Annotated in this window: 23 protein-coding genes and 4 pseudogenes; 7 read left to right on the top strand and 20 right to left on the bottom strand. The window is 33.5% G+C overall.

Annotation, left to right across the window (positions count from 1 at the left end; translation table 11 throughout):
* Positions 1-27: 27 nt before the first annotated feature.
* The 5 genes from RTR43_RS21910 to RTR43_RS21930 form a co-directional block, all read right to left on the bottom strand.
* Positions 28-744 (bottom strand): hypothetical protein, encoded by a 717-nt coding sequence (locus tag RTR43_RS21910; RefSeq protein ID WP_312475245.1) that lies wholly within the window; start codon positions 742-744, stop codon positions 28-30.
* 169 nt (positions 745-913) lie between these two features.
* Positions 914-1435: a 2-phosphoglycerate kinase gene (locus tag RTR43_RS21915; protein ID WP_312475247.1), complete on the bottom strand. Its 522-nt coding sequence runs from the start codon at positions 1433-1435 to the stop codon at positions 914-916.
* Between the two features lie 194 nt (positions 1436-1629).
* The gene (locus RTR43_RS21920; RefSeq protein ID WP_312475249.1) at positions 1630-2130 is read right to left on the bottom strand and encodes an NUDIX domain-containing protein; all 501 of its coding nucleotides are present in this window, start codon (positions 2128-2130) and stop codon (positions 1630-1632) included.
* An 898-nt stretch (positions 2131-3028) separates the two neighbouring features.
* A complete protein-coding gene (locus RTR43_RS21925; protein ID WP_312475251.1) occupies positions 3029-3730 on the bottom strand; it encodes a hypothetical protein in 702 nt (233 codons plus the stop codon).
* Positions 3714-4274 carry a sigma-70 family RNA polymerase sigma factor gene (locus RTR43_RS21930; protein WP_312475254.1) on the bottom strand — a complete coding sequence of 187 codons (561 nt, stop codon included), beginning with the start codon at positions 4272-4274 and terminating at the stop codon, positions 3714-3716. Before RTR43_RS21930 ends, RTR43_RS21925 begins: the two co-directional genes overlap by 17 nt.
* Positions 4275-4680: 406 nt before the next feature.
* Here RTR43_RS21930 and RTR43_RS21935 point away from each other — a divergent pair, with 406 nt between their 5' ends.
* The 4 genes and pseudogenes from RTR43_RS21935 to RTR43_RS25705 all read left to right on the top strand — a co-directional run.
* Positions 4681-5205: a hypothetical protein gene (locus tag RTR43_RS21935; RefSeq protein ID WP_312475256.1), complete on the top strand. Its 525-nt coding sequence runs from the start codon at positions 4681-4683 to the stop codon at positions 5203-5205.
* A gap of 83 nt (positions 5206-5288) precedes the next feature.
* Positions 5289-5954 (top strand): hypothetical protein, encoded by a 666-nt coding sequence (locus RTR43_RS21940; RefSeq protein ID WP_312475258.1) that lies wholly within the window; start codon positions 5289-5291, stop codon positions 5952-5954.
* A 256-nt stretch (positions 5955-6210) separates the two neighbouring features.
* Positions 6211-6465, top strand: coding sequence for a helix-turn-helix domain-containing protein (locus tag RTR43_RS25700; RefSeq protein ID WP_396954613.1), 255 nt, complete (start codon positions 6211-6213; stop codon positions 6463-6465).
* A 25-nt stretch (positions 6466-6490) separates the two neighbouring features.
* Positions 6491-6664: pseudogene (locus tag RTR43_RS25705) on the top strand (HNH endonuclease); the annotation flags it as partial.
* Between the two features lie 370 nt (positions 6665-7034).
* Here the strand turns inward: RTR43_RS25705 and RTR43_RS21945 are convergent.
* From RTR43_RS21945 to RTR43_RS21955, 3 genes are read right to left on the bottom strand one after another with little or no spacing between them, the layout of a single operon-like run.
* Positions 7035-7676 carry an ABC transporter ATP-binding protein gene (locus RTR43_RS21945; RefSeq protein WP_312475260.1) on the bottom strand — a complete coding sequence of 214 codons (642 nt, stop codon included), beginning with the start codon at positions 7674-7676 and terminating at the stop codon, positions 7035-7037.
* 14 nt (positions 7677-7690) lie between these two features.
* Positions 7691-9187: a hypothetical protein gene (locus RTR43_RS21950; RefSeq protein ID WP_312475262.1), complete on the bottom strand. Its 1497-nt coding sequence runs from the start codon at positions 9185-9187 to the stop codon at positions 7691-7693.
* Positions 9188-9191: 4 nt separating this feature from the next.
* Positions 9192-9968 (bottom strand): ABC transporter permease, encoded by a 777-nt coding sequence (locus RTR43_RS21955; RefSeq protein WP_312475263.1) that lies wholly within the window; start codon positions 9966-9968, stop codon positions 9192-9194.
* 137 nt (positions 9969-10105) lie between these two features.
* Here RTR43_RS21955 and RTR43_RS21960 point away from each other — a divergent pair, with 137 nt between their 5' ends.
* A complete protein-coding gene (locus tag RTR43_RS21960; RefSeq protein WP_312475265.1) occupies positions 10106-10501 on the top strand; it encodes a hypothetical protein in 396 nt (131 codons plus the stop codon).
* A gap of 566 nt (positions 10502-11067) precedes the next feature.
* Here RTR43_RS21960 and RTR43_RS21965 read toward each other — a convergent pair.
* Together RTR43_RS21965 and RTR43_RS21970 are read right to left on the bottom strand one after the other, a co-directional pair.
* A complete protein-coding gene (locus RTR43_RS21965; protein WP_312475267.1) occupies positions 11068-12081 on the bottom strand; it encodes a DUF4030 domain-containing protein in 1014 nt (337 codons plus the stop codon).
* Complete coding sequence (locus RTR43_RS21970) at positions 12078-12593, bottom strand: sigma-70 family RNA polymerase sigma factor (RefSeq protein ID WP_312475269.1); 516 nt, start codon at positions 12591-12593, stop codon at positions 12078-12080. Before RTR43_RS21970 ends, RTR43_RS21965 begins: the two co-directional genes overlap by 4 nt.
* Before the next feature lie 373 nt (positions 12594-12966).
* On the opposite strand from RTR43_RS21970, the gene RTR43_RS21975 reads away from it, so the two are divergent.
* Complete coding sequence (locus tag RTR43_RS21975; protein ID WP_312475271.1) at positions 12967-13527, top strand: hypothetical protein; 561 nt, start codon at positions 12967-12969, stop codon at positions 13525-13527.
* A 484-nt stretch (positions 13528-14011) separates the two neighbouring features.
* Here RTR43_RS21975 and RTR43_RS21980 read toward each other — a convergent pair.
* The 8 genes and pseudogenes from RTR43_RS21980 to RTR43_RS22015 form a co-directional block, all read right to left on the bottom strand.
* Positions 14012-15170: pseudogene (locus RTR43_RS21980) on the bottom strand (IS3 family transposase).
* Between the two features lie 1191 nt (positions 15171-16361).
* On the bottom strand, positions 16362-17309 hold the full coding sequence (locus RTR43_RS21985) for an IS110 family RNA-guided transposase (RefSeq protein ID WP_312475273.1): 948 nt from the start codon (positions 17307-17309) through the stop codon (positions 16362-16364).
* On the bottom strand, positions 17252-17476 hold the full coding sequence (locus RTR43_RS21990; protein WP_312475276.1) for a hypothetical protein: 225 nt from the start codon (positions 17474-17476) through the stop codon (positions 17252-17254). The genes RTR43_RS21985 and RTR43_RS21990 overlap by 58 nt, the downstream gene beginning before the upstream one ends.
* 1442 nt (positions 17477-18918) lie before the next feature.
* Positions 18919-19395 (bottom strand): annotated as a pseudogene (locus RTR43_RS21995) (reverse transcriptase domain-containing protein); the annotation flags it as partial.
* Positions 19396-20325: 930 nt separating this feature from the next.
* Positions 20326-21447: an AlbA family DNA-binding domain-containing protein gene (locus RTR43_RS22000; RefSeq protein ID WP_312475279.1), complete on the bottom strand. Its 1122-nt coding sequence runs from the start codon at positions 21445-21447 to the stop codon at positions 20326-20328.
* Positions 21448-21609: 162 nt separating this feature from the next.
* Positions 21610-21768: pseudogene (locus tag RTR43_RS22005) on the bottom strand (excalibur calcium-binding domain-containing protein); the annotation flags it as partial.
* Positions 21769-22317: 549 nt separating this feature from the next.
* Positions 22318-22656: a hypothetical protein gene (locus RTR43_RS22010; RefSeq protein ID WP_312475281.1), complete on the bottom strand. Its 339-nt coding sequence runs from the start codon at positions 22654-22656 to the stop codon at positions 22318-22320.
* A gap of 476 nt (positions 22657-23132) precedes the next feature.
* Positions 23133-23300: a tyrosine-type recombinase/integrase gene (locus RTR43_RS22015; protein ID WP_312475283.1), complete on the bottom strand. Its 168-nt coding sequence runs from the start codon at positions 23298-23300 to the stop codon at positions 23133-23135.
* A gap of 470 nt (positions 23301-23770) precedes the next feature.
* Between RTR43_RS22015 and RTR43_RS22020 the strand changes: the two genes are divergently transcribed.
* The gene (locus RTR43_RS22020) at positions 23771-24049 is read left to right on the top strand and encodes an HU family DNA-binding protein (protein WP_066400187.1); all 279 of its coding nucleotides are present in this window, start codon (positions 23771-23773) and stop codon (positions 24047-24049) included.
* A 366-nt stretch (positions 24050-24415) separates the two neighbouring features.
* On the opposite strand, the gene RTR43_RS22025 is transcribed toward RTR43_RS22020, so the two are convergent.
* Both RTR43_RS22025 and RTR43_RS22030 read right to left on the bottom strand, forming a co-directional pair.
* Positions 24416-24754: a hypothetical protein gene (locus tag RTR43_RS22025; protein WP_312475288.1), complete on the bottom strand. Its 339-nt coding sequence runs from the start codon at positions 24752-24754 to the stop codon at positions 24416-24418.
* Between the two features lie 149 nt (positions 24755-24903).
* Positions 24904-25179, bottom strand: a complete 276-nt coding sequence (locus tag RTR43_RS22030; RefSeq protein WP_312475290.1) for a hypothetical protein — start codon at positions 25177-25179, stop codon at positions 24904-24906.
* Positions 25180-25476: the final 297 nt, after the last annotated feature.

Consider the following 25476-nt stretch of genomic DNA (forward strand, 5'->3'; position numbering starts at 1 on the left):
ATTATTCCTCAAATAATCTTTCCCGTTTTATTTTGAAAGCCATAAGCTATCTAGTCCCTTATTATTTTCCAAGTTGATTTTCACAAGATTTACTAATTTTTCGCATCCGTTTAAATTATTCAATTTATTGCAGGTATCAATGTCTAATTGTTTTAATTCTGTTAAATGTTCAATTCCTTTAAGTTCCACAAGATGTGTACACTTAAACAATTTTAAAACTTTAAGTTTATTTAATGCTTGAATGCCATCTAATGACTGTAATTTTCTAGATGTAATATCTAATATTTCTAAATTTTTTAGATTAGATAATTCTTTTAAGGATTCATAAGGATACTTATTAATAAGTAAATGCTTTAAGGTGTTCACATTAAACATATTCTTATATTTTGAACACCAACTGATAAGACAAATTTTCAGGTTATTAAAGTTGCTAAAATCTAAATCAGTTTTTATATAATCATCAATGCCTAAAAATTCCAAACTTGATAGAGAATAAAGCGGAGTCATATCTTTTATATCAGAGGAAAAATAAATCTCTACTCCCTTTAAAAATTTTATTGATGATAAAAAACTAATATCATTATCACTCCATCCCACAGAACCACTTAATCTTATATTGTAAATGCCGTTATTTTTCATTATTTCAATTAGGTTAGATTCCCATTTTCCAGTACATACAAGCACCTTACCTATATCCCAATCACCATCTGTAATAAAATAATTCTGACCTTTAGGTCCTTCCACTCAAAAACCCCCTAAAAGATTTAATACCTGGAATAATTCGTCAATTATTTATACATTCCTTTTTCAACTAAACTGCCAGTTAGTTCAACAAGAAAAAAGATCGACTCAGCGATCTTAAAATTTAACTAACGCACCCTTTGCTTCAATAACTATAATTGAGACCCCCAATTTATAAAGAGTCGATTCTCCGTTTTTCAGTCTCTATATAGTCATAAACATTCAATATTTCTTTGTCATAGTCGTTTTTGATTTCAAAATACCTTACACCTGCTTTTAAACATTTTGTTTTAAATTCTTTATGTTCCTTGATTAGTTCTTCCATCGTTCTTTCTTCCGGCCAATTACGGAGTTCAACAGCATTCCTATGTTTCACTATTTTTGTTTCGAAGTTTTCTTGTATATAATTTGTCGAAAAACCTAAGAATACTGGAATTACTTTTTCTGAATAATTGGTGTCAAAGTCCTTCATATAGTGAGGCGATATATAGCAGCCCTCAATTATGATATGTTGTTCATTCTCGATATTTGTCATAATAATCCCTTTTAATATTGGCCAGAGCTTATCTCCAATGACATCGGTACTATCTATTGGTGTGAATCCACAATTCTTATCTCCTCTGTACAATCCCATTTTTAAATGGTCTATAGAGAGATAAGAAATATGATATTTTTCTAATAACTTTTGAGCCACCAAGGTTTACCAGTACCACTTACAGCACTTATTAAAATAACCATATATTACTCCGTTCTGATTTTATTTGTAATTTAACCGTTGATTTTTAAACTGACCGTTAGCGGAATAAGAAAAAGGCTGTTTTTTTGCAGCCAGATCTTAAAGAATAGCACCCGATGTTGAATAAGCTTATACCCAATTATTAATCTGGACTATTTTAAAATGAGTTGCCCATTGAAGCTTTTTAAATCCTCAATTACTTCCTTATGATGATTGTCCCAAAATTGATTAGTACCTTTAGGAATGCTATCTAATGGAAAAAATTCAGCGTTTTTACTTTCATCAGTTTCCTTTATGGTAGTTCCAGTCCAATTATCTACTCTAAATAAAAATTCAAACATCTGGTATTCGTCTCCGAATCCATTTTTTATTGATTTATCTGGTCCCGAATATATTGCAATTAACGTGGCATCAATAACGTTAATACCTGTTTCTTCTTTTATCTCTCTTTTAAGTGCTTCAAAAATGGATTCACCTATTTCCATTGAACCTGCGGGCATTCCCCATGTATTTTGTCCCTTTCTTTCAATGAAGAGGATTCGTTCCTTTTCATCCTGAATGATGGCACGAATAGATGGGTGTATAATTTTTTTATGACCAATTAGTTTTCGTAATTGACCTAAATACGACTCTTCCCAACTTATATTAGACATTCTAATCCCCCGTGGTTTTTCATTACTTATTCTCCTATAGAACTGGATTTACCTTCATTTCCTACTGTAAATAAGAAGTATGCTTATTGCACTAGACTGCCAGTTAGTCGAATAAGACACTTTGGATCTGAGTGCTGAAAATTATGAAAAATTACTTCCTGAGTAAACCATATATATAGTAAATAAAATAAATTGGCACATTTACAACAAACAAAGAGGCAATTAAAGATAACAGATTTATTGACATAGGATTTTCCCAGGGAGAAGAAATAGACATAACATAAGGAAATGGTGGGTCATAGCTGGATAGGTCTTGATTAACAAAAGGGAACGGAAAACCAAATGCAGCATTTTTTAGATCATCATAATTGCTTACGGAACTTTTTCTGAAAAATGGTGACAGTAAGACTAAAAGGTTAGCTATTAAAAATAAAAGGACTAAAAATTTCCTCTTAATCATCAAACTACAAGGGGATTATAAAGATAAGGGTGTTATCGGAGTAAGCGGTTATATTGAGTTTGAATTTTTATTTAGTTTATTAAGTAGACTTCATCTGATGTAATTAAGGGATTCACATTATTGATTGGAATTGCCTTTGTTGCTTTTGGAACAGTTATCTTAATTTGAACAAGGACTTCAAATTCATCGAAGTCCTTTTATTATTTTTATAATCAACAATAAAGTTTAACATATCCTTATAATAAATAAAAAGAATCCATTTTGAAAAAAGAATGATCAAAATGGATTCATATCCAGCAGATTAATTTTTGGTTTTATAAAAAAGTTTGAGTATTACTGTGAACCTAATTCCATTAAAGCGCCCGTTTGTTAAAGAAGAAACTATAATGAAGTAAAACATATAAGGGAGCAGAAAAACGCTCCCTTTTTCTGTCTTACCTAACTTTTTAGTTCTTCTATTGTCATAAAAATTCTTGAGTAAACATCTTCAATATGTTCGTTAGTTTTTTCATCATCATACAAACCATATCCCCAAGCTCTTAATTCATCATCTTCTTGCGATTTAAGAACCCCGACAGCGTAGCTATTACCAGGAGTCCAATTCCAAGTCTCTCCATATTCTATATCCTTTTGTGTAAAAGGTAAATGAGATGTAGTTGAAATAAAAAAGAATGGAATTGGTGAATTTATATAGATGTCTGCATATTGACTTTCCGCTGCGTGATTAAGATTTTCTCCCATAATAATTACGGCATCAAAGTCTACTAAGTCTTCTTTTGTTAAATCATCAAATGTAATTTCTTTGAAGTTAATTTGCGCTTCTCTAACTTGCGGTGGTTCTCCAATAACTGCTATACTTAAAGACTTTCCTTCATATAATTCAAATTTAGAGCTTATTGCGGCATTTAGATTTCCCATTTCTGGCTGCGTAATTTGTGTATATATATATCCGCCCATAATCAAAAGTATACTTGTGCACATTACAAACGAAAGAACAGGAGCTAGAAAGTAACGCTTTTTGGTTTTCTCTACGGTTATTGCAGTTTGAAAAATCCTATGCTTATCAGATTCCGTTAACCTTCCACTTTTTAGCACTGTATTATCCATACTTTCTTTCAAATTCTCAAGGCGACGTTCCATTACTTACACCCCTTTTCATATTCTTTTCAAGGATTTTTTTTGCACGCCGTAATCTTGTTTTAATGGTTTCTGAGTTAATACCTGTTAGTTGTACTATTTCATTTATTTTTAAATCTTCATAGTAGTACAGAATAATAATTTCCCGATATTTTGCTTGTAAGGATAAAACCATTTGTGATAATTCTATATCTTCACTTTTAGAAATAAATTGTTCTTCAGGGGAAAGAGTATTAGATTTAAACCGGACTTTATAAAAATCACTTGGAAGGATATGACGATACCATTTACTTCTTAAGTAATCTTTACATAGATTAATAGCTATTTTATAAAGCCAGGTTTTATATGAACTTTCACCTCTAAAGGTATCCATCTTTTGATAACATTTTATAAATACCTCCTGAGTAATATCATCGGACGTCGTCCAGTCTTTGAGGTATGAATAGGCCAATCTTTTTATTTCTTCACTATAATCCCCTATGAGATTTCTCAATAATTCTTCATTTGTCTTTCCAGAATGTATCTGAACCTGTGATATGATTAACACCTCCCCCGGGGAAATTTATCAATAGACGATAAAAAACAAAAATTAGTTTCACATACCTCGAAAAAAAGAAAATCGAAAACGCTTATATAACCATTATAAATACTCTGTGATTGATTTCTTAAGAAAAGAAAATCATTTATTCGGTATATTGGTCTATACTTTATTGCTAAAAAAATACACAAATCTTTTTGGGGTAGTCTCAGGAAACCGCATTTATCTTTAACTTCGATGCGAAGAAAGTCATCAAAATTTTCCTGAATAATCTTTGTATATAATCCATCAAAGGATGTTATTATTAATCCTAAATAACTAGTGCTGTTTTTTATTTTCAATTATTGTAATTATTGTTAATTACCAGAAGGTCGGTCACCATTTAATTATATTTTAGGAAAAGAGGTTATCAGTAATGAAAAAAATCTTTATTATTATGTCTTTAGCTTTTTTATTGATGGGTTGTGGAAAAGGAGAAAATGCTAAAGAACACATTGAGTACAACGGAAATGATTTGAAAATAGCTATTGTAGGAAATGATGTACTTTCAAATTTCAAAAATATTTCATATCAAAAAAGAGAGCTTGATTCTTTAATTAACGACAAGGAAATATATGATGCACTTATCATAACCAAAGATGCCTTTTCAGAAGCTGATCAAGAAAAATATATTGAATTCTATAATAAAGTCAAATATCCAGTATTCTTTTTTGGTACGGAAGGTTTTAGGGATTATGCATTTCTAAATAAAAATATGACTATTGATATGGCAAAAAGTAATAATGCAGGCTATGTACAAGGGTTTATTAATGTTGATGGACAACGTACAAAATGGGAATTAAACTTACCAGATAATCCATCTTCCACAGATAAAAATAGAAAAATGTTAATAAGAATTTTTAAATTAATAGAATCAACCCAGAAAGATACTGAAAAATAATTTTTGCAAATAATGTAATATTTTAGTAGTATTTGGATGATTTTAGTAGTATAATGTTTTTATATTGGAAAAGGAGGAAAAAAATGAGAAAAATTACAGCTTTATTATTAACATTGGTTTTGGGATTAGGAATAGTATTCTTAAATCCATCTTCATCTTCAGCAGCAGAAAACAAAATAGTTCAATCGGGAAAAATTGATTTAAGTAACTTAACAGAACTTAAAAATTCCGAAGGTGTAACAATTAAAGAAGTTACATATGAAGAAATGATTGATGCTATCTCAATTACAGATGGAATTACAAAAGAAAAAGCAAGAGAATTACATCCTAAAAAAATGGAAATATCATATTCAACAAAAACAATGGCAGTAGCAGCTTTACCTGTTATACATGAAATTCTTATTCGTCAAACTGTTACATCAACTTATCACCCTGCAGTACAGGTTTTCGTTTATACAACAGGTAGTGGTTCTTTCTATAATTTTACTGGTATTGAACAAGTAGGATTAAACCGTAAAGATATTAGTACCACTACTTCAAAACAATTTTCAGGAACTGTTCGTGCAGTTCTTCAAAATTCAATATCATTTTGGTGGTTTATTGACGGTGATTTTTATAACAATGGTACTACATCAGGTAGTTTTTCAGCTGAAGCTAACGGCGGAATTTGGAAAGGTACAGCTTCTATAACTCAGACAAGTAACCATTACAAGTACTGGAATAAATCAGGTACATATTCAATTTACTAATAAAAAACAAATAATATATTTTCATCTGATTGATTAGGTTGTCTAAATGGCAACCTTTTTTTTATACCTATAAGATTCCTATTAGATATTAACTATGTGTAAAATATTTCTCAAGGCTAGTTAATGGCAAAAAAATGAGAACACACTTTATCTTGACTTCTCCCACGACTAAAGGTTGCTAACGCCATTGGTGGGCTTTACCGTTCGGAAATACTATAATGGAAAGGGGTATTCCATCTAATTCTTTGGGTTTAATATCCGAAAGGGCCCCCAGGAAGGTTGGCCAAGAAAAAATAAAAAACTTACTCTTAGACAACTAGAGCAAGCTAGTGGAGTTAGTTATTCACAAATTTCTAGAATAGAACGTAATGAAAATAAACCTTCTGATGAAACAATTTATAAATTGTTTACTGCTTTAGAGTTAGGTTCGAAACTATTGCTAAATACCGAACGGCATTCCAACAAAAAAAACGACATTCGAAGTTATACAAGATTTGAAGTATTAACATAGAGATAACTTTACTTGTCAATTATGTGGTCACAAAGCACCACATATACAATTAGAAATTTCATATATTGTTCCCCAAAATTTAGGTGGTACCTTTATTGGAGAAAATTTGATTACTCTTTGTTCAGAGTGTCAATTAGGTAGGAAAAACTTTATAGATGGAATTAAAAATGATGTACTTATTAAAAATAATGGTAAATAAAATGGATTATTATTTTTACACATACAACAAAGGTCAAGTTCTTATTACTAAAACTTGACCTTTTTATATAACGTATCAAATTCTTTAAATGTGGATGTTAGTTCATTTAGTAGTTGCTTATTTTAACCATTTTTCGATATCATATAGGAGGCATCTCTTCGGTATGGTATTGTGATTCTCGACAAATCAACTATACCAAACGAAGAGGTGCTTTTTCATGCCTATATATAAAGTCAAGCACCCTACTTCAACGGCTCCGAACTTTACATACATTTAAACTCATCACATTTTTCTAGGTGCGAAAGTTGAGTAGTTAAGAAATAATTAATTTCAATTCCGTTTGTGAGAGATAAATTATTTAACATAAATACTAAATTATTTTCTCAAGTTTAAAATTATTAATTTTATAGACACTGTCGCAAAGTATATCAATATCCTCTTGATTATGACTTGTAATCAGAATAGTTCTTCCCTCTTTTTTATATGATATCAACAAGTTTCTAATAGCTCTTACACTATCAGTATCCAAGGCATTAAACGGTTCGTCCAAAATTAGAACTTGTTGATCCTCCATTATTGCTTGAGCTATGGCCAATTTCTGCTTCATTCCCAAAGAATAGTTCTTAACTTTCTGGCTGGATTCTGGTTGTAATCCAACCAACTCCATTATCTTCCAAATTTTTTCTTCACCTATCACTCCCCGAATTGAAGCTAGCTCTTTAAGGTTTTGAAAACCTGTTTTATTAGCTATATAACCAGGACGATCGATAATAATTCCGAAATTATTCGGAAATCTATTTTTATTTTGACCTATTGGTTCACCTTCTAAAATAACATTACCTTCATCGGGAAAAATAAAACCACAAATCATTTTAAAAAGGACTGACTTACCTGACCCATTTGGTCCTACTATGCCATAAATTCTACCTTTTTCAACATTAAAGTTGACATGATTGAATAAAATATTACCTCTAAAACTCTTACTTACGTTCTCTAATACGATTAAAGACATATAAACACCACCTATTAAATTTTTAGGCTTTTCCGAAAAAAGTAATTAATAATTAATAAAAATGCAATAATCATAAAAGTTAAGAGTACCGCCACGTATATGATTGAATGGTTAATTAATGATGTAAAACTATTTAAACCAATTGGATTAAATCCAAAAGAATTCAATCCAGGTAACATTAAAACCATAAATAAACTGATTAATATTAACACGTATGAGGATTCTTTACTTGACCAGATTAAGATAAAAACAGCTAATATATAAAATGTTAATTGTAAGAAACTATTTATTAAAAAGTGTGTTAACAAGTAACTTACGGGTATTGAGAGCATAGTAGTGTTGAAATTATTTTTCATTCCCATAATTAATCCAATTATAAGAGTAATAATGGTTAATCCGACAATGAATAGGATGACTGTAGTTAATAACCTCCTAAACCACGACCAAAACCATCTGTATAGACTTTTATATCGAATAATTTTATAATATCCCATTATTTCTATTTCATTAACTAAGAATAGACTAACTAAATATACAAACCCCAAAAATACAATGCAATAAAAGAAATAAGACGAATAGGAAAAACCTTCAGCACCTGTCCCTCTAAAAGATAATAAAAAAAGATCCCATATTGTTGCATCAGAAGAACGTATTGAGTATGCATTTGACAGGATTCCAGATAAACACAGAATTAAATAGACAATCCTGGGACCCAATTGTTTAATTAGTGAATATAAATTTGATTTACTTATATCAACAACATTCATTAAAAATAACGCAATTCCTATAGTAATCAGTATTATTAAGAACACGGTAGGAACAGTTAACGACGATGTTACTTGTATGAGAGAAAAATAAGAAATAGGATTTAAGAAAGAAAGCTTCACAGGTAGGAGTTTAAACGCGATCACTCCTCCGAAAAAAATGAAAGCACAGGCAAAAAGAATAAAATTCCTATTTTTTACAACAAGATAAATCAGCGTTATAAAGGTATGTAAAAGAGATAATGATACTACCAATAAAAATAATTGCAATATTAAAGCCAAAGGAGGCTGCTGAACAGTACTTGCTACATCAGAAAGGGTATTTAAAATGCCCTCTGACTTGCTAAAAGGGCTCCATGTTGAGGAGTAAGGCAAACCTATCATCATAAACAAAGAAATAAATACCCAAATAAATAACAAAGGGCTGGCATTTCTCCAAAAATGCTTAATAGAGTGAAAGATCCATTTTTTATGAGAACCGATACGAATTAGTGCTTGTTCACTAAATTGATAATGAGTTGATCGAATAGAAAAAAACATTACTAATGGAACAATAAAGTACACAATGATGTACATATCATTCATTAATTGTAATGTAATATCCCAGCCATTAATTAAGAGGCTGTGTTCTTGAGAATACCCTAAAATAGGTTTCCTGAGTAACGTACCATAACCATAAATAATCACTCCAAATAATAACCACTTAATACTAATGAGTTCATTAAAAAAAACTTTAATCTTCATCATGCCTTTACGCCACCTCATTGCTACGCCGCAGAGAAACCAATAAAATGATCAAGATTAATATTAAAACTAAAAAAGGAATAAGAACTGTCCATAACGGCTGTTGTTGAATATTAAATGGAAAAACTGTACTTACTGGTGAAAATCTGGCTACTCCCAAAACACCTGCTATAAAGTTAAAAATATGATAGAAAAGAAAGGGGGCAGATAATGCAACAAACCGGGATTTAATTAATAACAATAAAGAAAAAGAAATTGTTGAATATACTACCGCGTTGATAGTAACCCATAATGAATAGATTACCCCATAAGATATTTGCCCTAAAGAAAGAAATTGTGAAAAAGTGACATTTCTCGAACCATGTAAAAATGGTGATGGAACGTATTTTATAATGCCGAGTTTGGGTTCGATATACACTGCAAAAATAAATGGTATAAAAATCATCATGAATGTTACCAATGCAGTTAATAATGCATTGGTTATACCCTTACTTAATAGATATATTTTCTTTGGAATTCTAGGTTGGACATAAGTTATATAATTATTTTTAAGTTCTTGTGTGAATTTTTGTAAGAAAATAAAAATAACTATTACTGGGAAAAGTAAAGGAATAAAACCAGAAACTATTGATTGGAATAATTCAATTTTATTAGAAAACATATAACCATTTTTATAATGAAAAAATGAAATGGCAGGTATTAAAATAATAATAATTGCCCAAATTAATAGATTTGTAATTGTAATAGATTTTTTCAATTCTATCATTAATTGACTTTTCAACATTGTAAAAACCTCTCTTAACTAAATTTACACGTCCAATCAACAAATTATAACATGAATTGACATAAATATATATATTTACTAATTCCAAATCTAATAGTAGAATAGGTATGTAATTACCAATTTTAGGAGGGAATTCCATGAAAAAGAAACTAGCAATTTTAGGATTAACAGTAGTTTTACTAACAACAGCTGGAATTGCACAAGCTGGATCCTATGCATTCAATTTAAATGTAGGAGCATTCAATGGATCAGCTTATACTTCTTGGGAAAATGATCCAACAAATAATGATTTGTTTGTCAGAGTTAATATGTCGAATGTGGGGGGAGGTTATACAGTTGATGTACGAGATAATATGATGAGTCACAACACTGGTTATATTACCAGTACCGCATGGGTAAGGTCAGTGGGAAGCAATACAGCATGGCATTGGTCAGGCTCCCGTAACGGTAGTTATCAGGATCGCATCCAGTTTAGCAACGACCTTTTAACTCCTGTTAAAGTAAATGTATATGGAATTTGGGAAAACAAGTAAAAAATCAATCAAAGAAACTGTTCACTTATAAATAGGGTCCCGCCAACAAAACGCGGAAAACATACGTTAAGTAAATTTCAAAATGAACAAAGTCGATAGTTCCTATGCTAAGGAATCATCAGCTTTGTTCATCTAAGTAGCTATCGTTTTACTAAGGACGCCTCACGCTTATGGCGTCCCCAACGAACTAAGATACATAAAACAGATATGTCGATTGTCCACATATCCACAACTCTACAAGCAGGACTACGTCCCCTATAATATAAGGGAGATGAACCATTAAACTTTTTTTAACCCCCAAAAAGATTGTTTTGTAAAAAAGATTGATCAAAACACGCTCTTGGTATTTTTAATTGACTCATTCTTTTATAAAAAAGTTTGATCTTTTCTACCTATGTTGCTCAACAATTGTGCCCGATTGTAAGCAAGTGATACCCAAGGCGAATTTAAAGGATATATTAATGATTAAAGATATTCAAAAGAACTAGACGATTATACACATCCGCTCCAGCTAATTCGGACCAGGAAGCGGGTGTTTTATGTTTTAAAAACTCTTTTTCATCTAATTAATTTATATTGGTACCCTCTTTACTTTGTATGACTATTCTATATGTTTTACCATCTAACAATTTAGATACATTATCAGACTTTAGATAATTTTGAATTGCCGTTTCTAAATTATGACTAAACTCTTTAATATTCGGATCAGATTCTGTAACTGATGTATATATTATAAGTTCTAAAGGATCCTCTTTATATCCCGTTCCCGTAACGTTATATTCCTTTTTTGACAATAACTCTTCCGTTAAACCCGAAATAAAGCTGGTGGCAGGATTTACTTGAGTAATGCTTCTACCCATAACTGTTATCTTATAGTTTGAATAATGTTCTTTATACTCTGGAATATCTTTGATTTGGATAGGAATATCTTTTTTAGCTTCTTTGAAATTTTGGAAAGCATTCAAATCTAAAGTAACGTATATTCGATGTTGATGTGGATCAACACGTACTGAAGCAGGATAATGAAGTTGTTTCAGTTTACCAGAAATGATATTTTTCACTGCGTCTTTCTCTTTAAGTTGTTCCTCATTCAAACTCTCCTTTTGACTGACCTTTGTATTATTATTAATGTCTACGGCGAAAGCATTGTAGCCTTTAGAATTTAAGATATTCATGGCCACTTCTTTAACATCCTTTTTCACTTTATTGAGATAGATATCTGGACCATCAATTTGAATGGAAATAACTTTTGGATTCACACTGTAGCCAACAGAATTTATTTTATAACCTTTAGATGTTAGTGTGGATTTAAGGCTACGAACAATAGATTCATCGGGATGATAGAACAAATTGATCAAGGGTATTTTTGAAGCGATTTGTGCCATTGCAGGTGATATTAAAGTTGAACTAATAAAGAGGCCAATTAATAAAATAGCAACACTGGATATAGTTATCCACTTACAGTTTCTTTCTTTTTTATTTGCCCTTTTAATCGTTTTCTCGATTAATTGATCTAACTCACTTTGAGGAATTTGCATTTTGTCAATTTCCTCTTTAAAGTAATCTGATATTGGATTCATTGGATATCCTCCTTTAAATCAAACTTTAATTCTCCAATACCTCTATGCAGATTGGTTTTTACAGTACCCTCAGGACAATTTAATGTTTCCGCGATCTGTTTTATCGTAAAATCCTTATAATACCTGAGTATTATCACCGTCTTATAAGGTTCTTTTAAACGGTTTATAGCATCTATTAAATCCATTTTTTCCTCAGGAGTAATACCCTTAAATTCGTGTGGTTTTTCGATTTTTCCAAATGGTTGTACCCGATTTCTTTTATTAATGAAATCTATTGCAGTATTTATTAATATCTTTGTAATCCAAGTTGAAAAATATTGTGGCTCTTTTAATGAGTCTTTCCTTCTAAATGCCTTAAATAGAGTTTCCTGTACAATTTCTAAAGCATCATGTTTATCTCTAGAGTAAAGATAAGCTATTCTAAAAAGCTTATTCTTTTCTTCTCTAATGAGATCTTCGAAATTATTCTCCATCTTAACTTTTGAAGGGTTTGACTTTTTCCGGAAAGGCACTGGATTTTTCCTCCTTTCGTATTTCTAACTGTTAGACCTGTTAGCACTTCAGAACGTTTCAATTTTATTATAAATTGCCAAGATTAATTTAAATAATACAGCGGATAGCTACTCGAAAAACTTCATATATCTAAGATACTTCCCCCTCTGGAGAATAGTTTGAGCAATTTTCATTTTTTGTTTTTAGGGTATTTTTATTAAACTATCATTTTTTATAATATTTGACAAATTTTCCAGTTACAATTATAGTAAAATAGAATTATATAAATATTCCAACTTAGGAACTAATTACAAGAAACTTTTGAAGAGAAACGGAGGGATAATGATATAACTTGATTGATTTACTATTTTAACTTTTTGAGGGAGGAAGAAAATGAAAAAAATATTGTTTACTGTAGGATTTTTGTTTGTTTTTGGTGTTTTTGTGATAAATGTTAATAGTACTCATGCTAGTGCTGCTGAGATTGAACCGCAAGGGACTGACTCACAAGAGATTGACTTTCAAAATGCAAAAAATGGAAAAATTATAGAGTCAACAGTCCTCGATAACGGAGTAACAAGAGAAATTATTAAAATATCAGATGACCCAAATGCTAATGTTATAATGCCAATGGGTGCAGGAGTTTGGGACCTAATTGGAGATGACTTATTTAAGAGTAGATCTAAAACGGTTTATTCTCATGGTGGGGATTTTAAGCTTGTTATTCACCAATATAAATACAACGGTACATTGTATATGTACAAATTGGTTGAAGAAGATCCTCTTTTGGATTTTGCAGTTGATAATTTTACTGGGCCCAAATCAGTAGGTACTTTTGAAGTCGTTTATCGTGGAATTGATGGTTGGACTGATGGATCTGACGGACTTGCAGAGTTACATTTAGCAAAATTAACTTATCCATTTGATGATGTTTATGTTCAATTTTGGGATTGATAGGTATTTTAAAAGTAAAATTAAATGCGTTATAATAAATAACAGAACATGGTTCTGTTATTTATCTTTTTAAGTATACTATACAAAAATGCCTTACCAATTTGAGGTGGATTATGAAAAACGATTTTAAAAAAAGAAACTACAAAAACAATATAAAGAAAAAATGGACTTCAAGAAAAATGAAAAGAAACATACCATAGAAGCCATTATTATAGTATCGTTTTTTATCATAATGATTTTTTATGCTACATTCCATTGGTAAAGATATAATAAACGATTATAAAGGAAGTCAGGTTTGTACTAAGTAGTTCAGATAATGTGGAGAAAATCTAAAATAACTATGAAATTTTGGTATTAAAAAACAGCATAGTTCTGATACTATGTCAAGATAGTAGACACAGAATTTCTACCGCGCTTTCGCTTGGTGGCCTTGCTCAAAAAGTTTAAAATAAACCCCTTTTAAACTTTTTGAGCAAGGTGAAATTCAAGCTGCGGGTGGAGTATACATCTTCTCATATTCATTTGGTGTATGATAACCAAGTGTTGAATGGATTCTTTTTGAGTTATAGAAAAACTCAATATACTCAAAGAGTGATTTTCCCGCTTCATGCCTTGTTTTGTACCTTGTTTGATAGACAAGTTCACGCTTCAGAATCCCATGAAATGACTCTATACAAGCGTTATCATAACAGTTTCCTTTGCGGCTCATGCTGCTCGTCATATGATACTGTTTTACTAGTTTTTGATATTCAATAGAAGCATATTGAACTCCACGGTCTGAGTGGTGGATGACTCCTTGTCCTGGATTCTGACGTTTGTACGCCATTTTTAAGGCATCCATTACTAATTCTTTTGTCATCGTTTTGTCCATTGCCCAACCTACGATTTTACGTGAATAGAGGTCCATAACGCTCGCCAAATACAACCAGCCTTCATTGGTTGGGATGTAGGTGATATCCGCCACCCATGACTGGTTCGGTTTACTAACTTTAAATTGACGGTTTAAGACATTGTCGCTTACTGGATGTTGATGCTTTGAATTTGTGGTAGCCTTATATTTTTTGACCGTACAAGACTTCCAATTATTTTTGGTCATGATACGAGAGACTGTTCGCTCACTTACCTTCACACCGCGTCTGTTCAATGTTTTGGTGATCTTCACACTCCCATACCGTTGTTTAAACTCTAGGTGAGTTTGTAATACTTCTTGGGATAGCTTTTCATGCTTTTTCTGTTGCTCACTTTTCGGCCGTTTGATCCATTTGAAATAGCCGCTTTTGGAACTCCCAGAACGCTGCACATCTTCTCCACTCGGAATTGGGAGCGATTTTCATGAATGAATTCATACTTTACCGAGGGCTTTTCGCGAAGTAGTGCATCGCCTTTTTTAGTATTTCGTTTTCCTCCTTGAGGTCACGCATTTCCTTTTGTAAATCTCTAAGTTCCGCCTCTGGAGAAGGGAATGTTTGAATAGCTTTTATCTCTGGTTGCTGACCATATTTCTTGATCCAACCATGCAAAGTATTTGTATTGACGCCGGTTTCTCTCGCCACTTGTGCAATAGGTTTATGATTCTCTGCGATATACTTTACTGTTTCTCTTTTAAATGTTTCATCATAACGTTTTCCATTTCCTCTAGCCAATTAGACACACCTCGTTATAGTTTATATTTTTATTATAACAATCTGTGTCTACTTTTTAGTCTAGCATCAAAATGTTCAAATATTTCATAAAGAGACAGAAGGATTTTTCGGCAGTTTAGGTATATTGGTCTTGGTATTTTTTATCCCAATCAATACACTCATTAACTACTTTTTTGTCGAAATTTTAAGGAGTAAAATTAAAAACGTACTCAATTAGCCATTACGCCTTACTAAACTACTATGAAAATAAGTTTCCTCAAGTAAATAGAACCTTTTTTATAATATTATAAATATTAAATTAATAATGGTGATTCTTATGAGAATGGATGATAAAAGGAGACAGCTTCAAAAAAAATACAGGCAAGAAATAAAGCAAAAAAGAGTGGATGAAAAAGGTGAAAATAAAGAAAAACTATTAATTGTCACTGTCCTTTTTTTAATAATCATTATAATCATACTTTTCCAAGATGTTTTTGTTAATCCTAACCGGATAATCCGGATAATTAGCTAGGATTGAAAAAGGTAGAATGATGCAAACATATCGGTGAAATAGTCCAAATTCTTTCCAATGTACATTTTATTTTCCTTGCAACCTTGGAATGATTCCATTCATATATTTAAAGTAAAAATGAACATGGAGCCCGACAGAATTCATTATATAAAATACTATGTGAACAAATGTACTGATATGAACGAAACTGTCAATGCCCACTACACAATTTGATTTTGGTTTGGGTTTTGAGCAACTCTAAGAAGAGAAGCGTTTTTCGGCTTCTTTTCTTTTTAGTTTGGGTTCAGCCTTTTAAGGCTAGGGAATCTCCTTCTCAGCTTACTGACTGCTCCTCAATCTTCAAATTGGCTGTCAAGTGCTTTCCTTGACAGGCAATTTGAAGATTGAGATACTTTTTAAAGCTGAGAATAAATAAACTTCTCCTTTCTTAATTGATACTAAAAGTTAAGCACACGGCACGAAGGCAAAAATCTCTACTGCGGTTAGCACTCTGATATTCGTGGGTTATCACATTTTATCTTTCCGTATAAAGGAGCTTCCACTAACTTAAAACGTGCGTTAGTCTATTTAAACATAGCACAAGTACATTTCGTGGTTTCTCCTTACCGGTTTTTACCTTTGCCTCCGAGCCCTATGCTCCGACTTTTTAAAGAAAACTGACATTCATTTTATCGTTATTTTTACTTTACAATGGAGTTATTTTCAATTTCTTGAGTTACTGCCCAGATAAATCCTGCTAATTCTCTTGCAACGGCAGTTATTGCCTTTCCAGCTACTTTTCCGCGTGATAGTAAACGGAAATATTTTTTATGCAGGCGATTTTGAGCTTTCCATGAGATGGTTTGAACACTAGGCAATTGTCCTTCTTGTCTTTTCTTTAAATCTCCCTTTAAAGCAGGTGGAAATCGATAACTCCAGGCTGCTTCTACAAGTAGACGCCGAACATGACGGTTGCCTGTTTTTGTAATATTACCTTGCCTTCTGATTTCACCACTTGAGCTTTCGCTTGGAATTAATCCAACGTATGACATTAATTTTTTGGGAGAGGCAAATCTTTTAAATGATCCAATCTCAGCCACAAGGCTGGTAGCTGTTATAGTAGCTATTCCCCTTAATGACTGGAGTGCTTGAATCATTGGGGCATGGTATCCTTCAATTGATTGTAATTTAATCTCTTCTTCTAAACGTTTTACCCTTTGCTCAACTTCATGCAGGTGGTGAAGGTACTCTTGAAAAACTACTTTAGAAGTAGAACGTTCAAACTTTAGAGTATTTAACCATTCTCGATATCTACGAGTCCATTTTTTTCCTTTGAAAGGCGGGTTAATATCATTTCGTAAAAGAAATTTGGATAATCGATGTTTGGCCCTTAATTCATCCTCTTTAGCATCTTCACGAGCCCGAACTAAATCCCTAAGCGCTTCGTCATCTTCTGTTGGCACATAAACAGAGGTTAATTCACCTGCACGAAATAATTTTGCTAGTTTAATCGAATCTCTACGGTCAGTTTTAATGCGTTCACCTGGTTTTTTAGGAATTAAAGATGATGCGATCACTTCACATTCAATTCCTATGCTAAGAAAAACACGATATAAACCATAGCCAGTTGGACCAGCTTCATAACACACTCGAAGATTCTCTTTTCTCCAAGCTTTTTTACTAACTTTCTAATCGATTCCGCAGTGTTGGGAATCATTCCCCAATACCTTGGCTCATCACGACCTTCATCTGCGATGGCAACGGCAATTTTTTCTTTTGAAACGTCTAAACCTACATATTTTATGGTATCCTTCATAATAACTAGCTCCTTCCGTAATGTAGCTCTGATTTGGTTTGTTTTTTCCAATAAACAGTGTAACCAAATTAACCTACGCTGTTACGAGTAAGGAGCTAGTTTCGTTCATGATAACTTAAAGTAACGGGTGCGTGTGCGGCCGAGCCTAGGTCGTATCATATAGCGGGTGGGATTCCCGTCGAGTAAGAACTAGCCATTCGCTCGTAGCGAGTCTTGGAGGGCTAAAGGTAACTTTAGTGTTTAAGCGTAGACAGTTAGGTAGCGGGCCGAAAGCCAAATGGTTGAAGGGATTGAGCTCCATAATGTTAGTAAATCGAGAGGGCTGATGCCTTACGCACAGCAGAAAGCAACATTTTATCTTTCGTTAAAGGCAAGAACGATAAAACCTCTCTGGAGTCAGAGACCTTGGCACGTTATACATTGATATGATACGGCAACTCGGGAGACCCTACCGGTCTTTTCTTGTTAGAAGAGTATGGTGTACAAGCGATAAAAAGTAAGGAAACCAAATGCCGGTGTAGGGAGTCGGATAGCAGCGTAGTACCAATGAAGTTGGGTAATGCCAATGGAGGAAAGGCTAGCTACCAGTTATCACCCTTGCTAGGGATACATTTACTACACACAGAGGTAGGAATAATAAATGGATACAAAACTAGTAAGGATAGCAGAATTAGCAAAATTTGATCCTAAGAGATTAGCAAGGTTTTGTGAATGGTAACTAGGAGAAGCCGTGTGCATTAATAGTGCAAGCACGGTTCTGTGAGGGGCGCGACTTGTTGTTGCGCACAATCTGACGTGAAAACGTCAATAAAAGCAACGTATGTACTATACATATAACTACTCATTTGATTAGTAATGGGGGCAGCTCCCATTACTAATGGTGGTGCGTGAGAAAAAACCTAATACTCCGACGTGCATGGAATGGCATTACAGGAAGTGTACGAAGCTCGGTGAAGTCGGCGAAACGCAGACCTGAAAAGTGGTTAGCAAAGTAGTCGGGGTGCTATAAAATAACTATGTCTAGAATGTATAAACGTACTTACGAACGTCCGAATGTACGGGTCGATAACGAACGAATCACCGAATAACAAGGTGTTTACCTCCCAAGAGTGGTCCTTTTGTGGAAACCATAATCTCTCATATGGAATCTACTTTAGTCCACAAGAAATGGTCTAGAAACTGAACCTGTATCCACCAAAGCAATAAAAGGTAAAAGGAAAAAGACGGCTCACAGGACAAGACTAAGGTTATATTGTAAAGCTAAAATGAGTGGAACAAGTGAAGTGAGGGAGATGCGGAATATCCGTAATGCAGGAACGTCTAAGTAATAGGAAATGATTACTTAACCTTCATGGCAGCATGGCTATAGTAGCAATGAATCCATGATAATAAGTGGTGGAGCACAGAGCCTGAGTCTATCAATAAATTTTAAAAGTAAAATCAATATCAATGTCGACAACATAATGAAGAGAAGCTTGGTTAATTAGAAATTGTACTCTTGCCATCACATGATGGGTTGACCGAAGGGGTCTAAAACCGTAGCTATGTTTGTAGAATCTAGCTTCCATGATGGGTTCAAGAACCTGTTTGAAACATTGTTGAATCAATCTATCCATGATACATGGAATCCCTAGTGGTCTCCATTTACCGTTCTCTTTTTCAATAAGCTTTCGTCTTACTTTTTTGGGTCGATAGTTTCTTAACCTGTTTTGGATTTCAGTTACTATTTGGTCGTCAGACAGTATTTTAATATCATCAATGGTTTTCTTGTCAGTTCCTGGAGTCTTTGAACCTTTATTAGACTTGATGGTTCGATATGCCAGCAGGATATTTTTTCGAGAAGTAATAATATCGTATAAATGATAGAATGATTCCTTTTTAGACGATTTGGTATATAAATCTGAAAAAGTCTCTGTCATGTCGTAGTAATCCCAATACCTTATCGCTTACACTGTGGCATCCTCCTCTTCGAGGTGATGTTCCCACGTTCCTACCCGATCGGTGCAACTCACTCTTGGAAAATAATCTTTATGTATAGTTAGACTCGGGGCTGTTCCTCCCATCTCATTACAAGATGTTCATCAGTCGTACCCCTACCCTCACAAGAATAAATGCTTTTCGGTGTGTACCTTATAGCAACCGTTTTGAGTGACAGCTCCTGATACAACGTTCCTTGCTTTCCAAGTACCTTACAACGTAGCTATCCATTCTTAACGTAGGTGCTTCCTTTAAGCCTGTGAACTGAATACCGCCATAGTTCGGTATAGTGTATTTCAGAGGGTGCATTTTTACTCTACACCATTCACACCATCGTGAGATGGTACATACGTTTCCGTATGTTCTAACTTTAGACCTGTACCTTCGGAAGTTCGTCAGTTCTTTGCCAGTTGAACTATTCTCACCATATCAAGTTTTTCAGCCATGCGGTCTATCCGTCGGCATACCTTTTCCGTTGGAATGGCTTCAGCCTTCGTTCAACCGAATCTACCTGTGCTTCACACCCCATGACCTGTCAGTCATGACGCATGCAGGAGTATTGATGAGATAGCTTCAGAAAACATGGTTCCATCATTTCTATCTTCCATTGTAAAGTTAAAGTTCAATAGATGAACTTCCTGTATTTTCACGCGTCAACGTTTATAACAGAACTTGTCGCGCGCACCCATTAGTTTAAGTAATAAAAATCACATTGATTTTTGTTTGGTGGTTAATCTACAGTAAACAGCATTCCTAATGATGAAATACCATTCCGTTTTTGAATTCCATTTTTCCCGCAAAGGAAACTACTGATATGACAACACAGTAATGGAATGCTTTCACTCCTCGCTAAAGGCGATAGGTTTTATATTTCATTCGAAATAAGTTTTGTTCATCTCCCTGGAGAGCTCCCTTGCTTGTTTGCTTTCCTCCGGATTGCTTAAAAAATCGTAAAGTTCGAGAAACCGTCTGATTAGAATGGCTTTTGTAGTTACTTTCTGCATATCGAGAATAAATGGGCCTATTTTGCTTGGAGTTGCGATGCTTCCCCTGCGCACAGCATAGGACATGTAAGCCAACCCACCTGGAACATAGAAGTTACCCCAGCTCTTTGTTAACTGCATTTCCGGTGAAAAGAGATTCACAAATGCCTTTTTGCTACTGGCTGTCGAAAGAATAAGATAATAGTCATGTTCCGGTAACAGCTTTTTTTCCGCAGTTTCGAAATATATTTTGTTCGCATACTCTTTCATGTCGTCTTGTACGAATAAGACAAATAGGTTCATGTGCTCTTCACCAAAGGGAATGCTGACCTTTGCAAGCTTGGCAAAGTCTTCTCTTCTATAGGGTATCGGCTCAAGAGTTCCTCCTTTTTTTGAAATAATCTCCGTTAAGTCATTCCGGAGGGTTCCAAGCAGTTCGGATTTAGCTACCTCAAGATAGTTCACATCTTCTTCAAATACTTCCTTATCTTTATAGTCCTTACCCTCTAGAAGCCTTTTAATTTCTTCAGGGTGAGCGGTATCCGAAGAAGAACCTCTTCGAACCCATACCTCATTTTTCCTAAAATGGAATTGTTCCTTCCAATCAATATATTCTCGATTAAACCGGAAGCACTGTCTAGGATTTGGTCCAATCTGAACGATGACAAAACGTTTATCCTTATGTTTTTCATCCACGCCTTTATGGTTCCATACCTCATCAAACACTTTTACAATAGGAACTGGAAATATCCAGTCTGTACACAGCCTTTGGATATTGAGTTCTGTCAACTTTTTATTTTCAACCGATTTAAAACCCTGCCTGTTATCCGACACACCGTAAACAAGAAAGCTGCTTTTATACCCGTTGTTTGCCATGGCGATGATATCTTTTACTAGTTCCGCGGTTGCGCCTTTATCATCAAAAGCATTACTCATAATCTTATAGTCCAGTGATTCATGTTCATTCTCTTGAAGGATCTTTACAAATCTAGTATAGGTAAACTGGCTCATCTTTTCCTCCTAATGTATTCCCATCATTTATTAATATATTATAACTCCTTATTCAACTAACCTACCCCGATAGTTGAAGAAGTTATATCCTTACAGAAAATAAGCCCTTCTCATTTATTTGAGAGGGGCCGATTAAAACAAATAAATTACCTCATAAGTCTACTAATTCTCACAAGCATAATTATCTTTATCTCTGTCCATTTTAGATTGATATGCTGGATGATCAGCTGGAACGCCATTTGGATATACCTTTCTTAAATCAGTACAGTTGGCAAAGAACTCTGACCCTCCACTAGAAGTAGTCGAACTTGCTGAAGTCTCCGCTTGTGCTTTAGCTTCAGCCTCCGCCTTTGCTTTAGCCTCAGCTTCTTCTTTCGCTTTGACTTCAGCTTCTGCCTTTGCTTTAGCCTCAGCTACACCCTGTTCCTTTTTTTTCTCTTCTTTCTTTGTTTCAGCATTTTCCTCTTTGCTAGTTGTTTCATTTGATGAACAAGCTGCAAGGAAAACTAATAAAAACGCCATAAATAAGTAGGTTAATTTCTTCATAAATTGTCCCATTTTTATGAATATCTGTAGAAATACCAATACTATTATACTACTAAAATACTTCAAAAAACGAATAAATTTATATAATTTAAAAAGTATTCCAAGCTAAAGCTGAAATCCTTTTAATCTTAACTCCAACAAATTTATATTCCCCATATGATAATCCTTAATGTTATTAACCTAGTTATGGTAAAACTCCTTATTCCATTAAACTGCTCCGTTAGCACAACAAGAAAAAAGACCGCCGAAGCGATCACTTCTTTAACTCTTGCCCCTGTTACTTTAAGTATATTTTTTCACAATCTTACTAACCTACCCCTTTTATTACTCGCGTATTAATAAATTATTTAGTTCAATAATTTCTCGGCATTTCTCAAAGCATGCCTTTATTTTGCTATATACAGGAAAACATAGTTCGTAATTTCCTACTAAAATGGTTTCTAAAGAAGGGAAGAAAAAATCCGAAAAGTACAACTCCTTAACTGAAAGATTCACCAGAAACTCAAGTGCCTCTTTATCAACGATTTTATATATACCTTTGTTTGTGGCAAAAATTCTTCTAAAAATACTGGCTTCCGTCCGATTTAAGGAACTTAAAATGAATTTGAATTCTGTTTTGCTTACTGCTTTTTTATTGAAATAGACAAATACTTCATCATCCATATGATACATCTGGGTGATCGCATTTAAAAATCTAGAACCATATTTTAAATTATGTTACTCATAGCCTAGTAAGTACAAAAGGAAATATCTCTTTTGGGTTCTCAAGTAGATGGGTATTGAATTTTTTAAACTTTACATATAGTTTTTCAATCTCTTCATTTGTGGCTATTTCTATTATCAAATTGGTCGCCCCACCTTACCAGTTTATATCATTTTATCATTTCTCATATTGAACTAAATGCCCTGTTAGTTGAAGAAGAATTGCAAAAATGAGCGTTAATTCTTGAAATAAGCGTTAATCCTTCTTTTACTGAAAAACTGGAATGTAAAAAAATCGCTGAATTCCAATGGTATCAAGGGTTTCAAGCGATTTAATCATCTACATTTATTCACGTTAAAAGGATTTATGCGGAGCGAGCCCATTACCCTTGATGTAGGAGACCGTTTAATCCCCCTTTGATTGAAAAGGGGGATTTTTACATCCATTCATCATACATCTCCTTCCGGGCATGGTCGTACAATCGGGCATATACACGGGTAGTCTCAAACTTATCATGGCCTAAGAGAACCTGAATGCATTCAAGTGACATTCCTTTTTTCGCCAGATGAGCAGCAAAGGTGTGTCTCAAGGTGTGCGTGGTCAAGGAGAGTCATTTTCATACACGAGTTATTCAACAATCGAAAACGATAAAAAAATTTCAAACCTTAGAAATCCAGAAAAAACAAGAAAAAAGGCACTTTCTTTACTATAGAAAAGCGCCCTATAATGGAATAACAAAAATATGGTTTTAGCCCTAAAATCTTTTAATGTTTGATGAACTAAAGCACCTGTTAAGGCTTATTAGTATTCACTTTAGGTACATTCCAATCTATAAATGTACTTAAATTTACCCCTCTACAATCGCTTATCTTAGTTTTAGCATATCAAACATAGAGTTGTTCCTGTTATAAAGCCAATAAATACTTTTTTCATTTACCTTACCATCCGTTTAAAAAAAGATTCTCACCAAAAATAACATTCACTTTAATTTAAAAGTTGCGAACTTATGTACGATATGGTAAAACTTAGTTACGCCCATAAGGGTTCAATGTTATTTTTAAGGAGTGTTATGCAATGAATAAAACAGAACTTGTGAGTCAAGTGGCTCAAACTTCCGAACTTACACAAAAAGATGCTGGTAAAGCTGTAGATGCGGTTTTTAATTCTATATTGGAAGCATTAAAAAATGGAGATAAAGTTCAATTAATTGGTTTCGGTAACTTCGAGGTTCGTGAACGTGCAGCTCGTAAGGGACGTAACCCACAAACTGGAGAAGAAATTGAAATCCAAGGTGGAAAAGTACCTGCATTTAAGCCAGGAAAGCAATTAAAGGATGCTGTAGCTGGTAAATAACTTACTCTTACTACATAACAAAAAGTGATGGTTTCAATCATCACTTTTTTATTTTGATCTGCTAAATTCCATTGTTGATATAGCGCGAAGAATTCTAATAATTCAGCCAATAATATATTATAGTTTTCAACTAACGCCCCCGTTAGCCATCCATGCAGCACAAAATCAGTGCTGCACCACAGAGAATGAAAATGTAAAGGAAGTGTCAATACTGATACTGACCTTAATCCAGTCAACTCTTATCCATAGGCTTATTAATTAAAGCTCTCCTCTTTTTTTAACGATTGAGCAGGGTCTTCTTTAGTATTGTCATTTTTCTATTCTTGAAGAAACTTATTTTCAAGGTAGCTTAACAAGAAAAACTCATCATTCAGTAAAAAAGTTAATATCATCTAAGGCTGCGGTTGATTGTCCTTTAACAATTTCGCTTTTGTCTTTTAGCCCATTTTGAACAATAGGCATCACAACATCTTTGTCAATTTTTCCATATAATCTTGCTATGTGACCAAATCCAAGTATAGCTATACCTCGGATATTCTCATCTTCACTTTTGCTAAAATTCACTAATGTATTTTGAATAAATTCAAAGTCAGAACCATATAACGCTAATCCCAACAATCCTTTAACTACATTTTCTTTGTTACTGGAGTTTATTTGTTTAATGTAATAATCATTATTGTTATTCTCGATTTCTTCATATTTCACTCGGATTCACCTCAGAAGTACCAATATTTACAGATATTTCTTCAAGTATATCGATAAATCCTTCATCAAGTAACCTGCCCTTTAGTGTAATAAGAAAAGCTGCCTAAATGACGGCTTGATCTGCAACTCTTGGACCCGTTAGTTCAAAATCAATAAAAATAAATAATGCTAAATAATTCAATTAAAATCACTACTAAAAAAACTATACCAAATCCAATTAATTGTTTTTTGGTAGCTTTTTTTAGTACATAACGTTCACATAACGTTAAAGAAAATCCTATAAGTACGCAAATATTAGCAATCCCAATATATATGTTGTCAGGACCGTAATACCAAGGAGAAATCAAGTAAATGACTCCTGCTATTATCCATAAAACTAATGCTGGAAAAAATAAAGGTTTTATTCTGTTACTAAAAAGTCTCATAATAAATCACCTTTCCATAAAGACTTCCGCAGAAAACTCTTAATCTAAAAGTTCTATAAGAATGTCCTTTTTCCATTCTCCACTAATCTGCCCCTTTAGCCATTCATGAAGCGCAAAAATCAGCGCTTCACCACAGAGAATGAAAATGGGTTAGAACCGTCAATACTGATTCTACGGCTGGGAGAGGAAGGTCGCTGAACTATGGTGCGTTAGAGCCCATCCTTTAGTCTGACTCCACCGATCACGGTGCACCACTGACTGTCGCTCCCTTACGGGAAGCACACATAGTAGATTAAT

It is taken from the genome of Neobacillus sp. (assembly GCF_031988165.1).
GTDB classification, from domain to species: Bacteria; Bacillota; Bacilli; order Bacillales; family Cytobacillaceae; genus Neobacillus; species Neobacillus rhizosphaerae.